The organism is Brachybacterium atlanticum (assembly GCF_025669985.1).
Classification (GTDB): Bacteria; Actinomycetota; Actinomycetes; order Actinomycetales; family Dermabacteraceae; genus Brachybacterium; species Brachybacterium conglomeratum.
Genome location: NZ_JAKJJW010000070.1, coordinates 1 through 1,991 on the forward strand (window position 1 = coordinate 1; position 1,991 = coordinate 1,991).

Below are 1,991 nucleotides of genomic sequence, written 5' to 3' on the forward strand. Positions count from 1 at the left end.
CGGGGATCGTTCTCGAGCAGCTCCTTGAGCGCGGACTTGTGGCCGTAGCCGGCGTTGTCGGAACCGGTGACGATGGTGAAACCCATGATGTCCTCCTGAGGTGGGTAGTACGAGTAGTGAAAGGCAGACAGGGCCGTCCGGGCCCGGGGATCAGGCCGAGAGCTTCTCGGCCAGCAGCGTGACGATCTTCGAGAACGAGATCGCGCCGGGGTCGGGGGTGCCCACGGACTTGTCGCCGTGGTTGCGGGCGCGGCCCAGGGTCGCGGAGATGTCCGCGGTGGCCTCGGCCGCCTCGACGGCGCGGGCCGCCGCGGTCTCGACCGTCCGGGAGGCGGAGGCGGCGGCGCCGTCGCCCTTCTCGGCGCCCGTGGCCCGGGCGAGGGCGATCGCCTCGCGGAAGGGCACGGCCGCATCGACCATGGTCTTGTCGCCGGGCTTCGCCCCGCCGAGCCGTTCGACGGCCTCGACCGCCTGGACCAGGCCGGTGAGCAGGTGCTCGCCGGAGACGGGCGCGTCGTCGGAGAAGGCGCTGCCGAGACTGGTCAGCGCCGCGCCCCACAGCGCGCCGGAGGTGCCGCCGGCCTCGGCGGACCAGGCCGCACCGGCCTGGACGAGGACGGTGCGGGCGCCGCAGCCGCCGGCGATCACCCGGTCGGCGGCCCTGCGGGCGGCCTTCGCGCCGAGCACCATGCCCTGGCCGTGGTCGCCGTCGCCGGCGATCGCGTCCATCCGGCCGAGCTCCGGCTCGAGCTCGACCAGCAGCGCCTCGACGTCGGCGAGGATCCCGGCGATCCGCTGCGCCGACTCCTTCGACTCGTCGGACGCGTCCGGGATCGGGTCCTCGCCGGGGGTGTAGATCTCGGTGCGCTCGGTGCCGAGATCGCCCTCGACGGTGCCGCCGCGGCGGAAGGCGGGGGCGTCGGCGGCGGCGAGCCAGTGCTGCTCGAGCTCCTCGTCCAGGCGCATCACGGTCAGGGACAGGCCCGCCATGTCGAGGCTGGTGACGTGCTCGCCCACCTCGGGGCGCACGATGGTCAGCCCCGCCTCCTGCAGGAGCTGCGAGGCGTGCTTCCACACCACGAACATCTCCTCGTACTTCACGGTTCCCAGGCCGTTCAGCACCACGGCGACGCGGTCCGAGGCGAGCTCGGGGGTCTCGCCGAGCACGCCGTCGACCAGGACCTTCGCGAGCTCCTTCGCGCTCGGCATGGGCTGCTCGTCGATGCCGGGCTCGCCGTGGATGCCCAGGCCGATCGCCATCCGTCCCTCGGGGACGTGGAAGAGCGCGTCCTCCGCGCCGGGCAGGGTGCAGCCGTCGAAGGCGACGCCGAGGGAGCGGGTGGCGTCGTTCGCCTTCCAGGCGAGGCGCTCGGCGTCGTCGAGGTCGGCGCCGGCCTGGATCGCGGCCCCGGCGACCTTGAAGACGGGCAGGTCGCCGGCGATGCCGCGGCGGTCACGGTGCTCGCCCTCGCGGCCGGAGGCGATGTCGTCGCTGACGGCGACGATGCGCACGTCGATGCCCTCGGCGCGCAGCTTCTCGGCGGCGACGCCGAAGTGGAGCACGTCCCCGGCGTAGTGGCCGAAGCCGAGGATCACGCCGCCGCCGTTCTCGGCGTTCTTCGCGACCGAGTACACCTGGTCGGAGGACGGCGAGGAGAAGATGTTCCCGCAGGGCGCGCCGTGGGCGAAGCCGGGGCCGACCCAGCCGGCGAAGGCCGGGTAGTGGCCGGACCCGCCGCCGACGACGAGCGCGGGCTGCCCGGCGGGGGTCCGCTTCGCGCGCACCACGCCGCCGTGGACGCGCAGCAGCTCCTCGGGGTGCGCGGCGACCAGGCCCTCGACGGCGTCGGAGGGGAAGGTCTGGGGGTCATCGAACAGGTAGGTCATCGGGTCTCTCCGGATCGGCGGGGTCGGTGCGGATGGGGGCATGTGCGGCGGCCGTCGGGCCGGCGCCGGGCGGACACGGCGGCCGCGGGGCCGGCGGCGGGCCG

The 1,991-nt window shown here is 74.6% G+C and carries 1 protein-coding gene; it reads right to left on the reverse strand.

Features of this window, described 5'->3' with window-relative positions:
• Positions 1 to 150 precede the first annotated feature (150 nt).
• On the reverse strand, positions 151 to 1,887 hold the full coding sequence (locus L3K22_RS16575; protein ID WP_263312364.1) for a dihydroxyacetone kinase family protein: 1,737 nt from the start codon (positions 1,885 to 1,887) through the stop codon (positions 151 to 153).
• Positions 1,888 to 1,991: the final 104 nt, after the last annotated feature.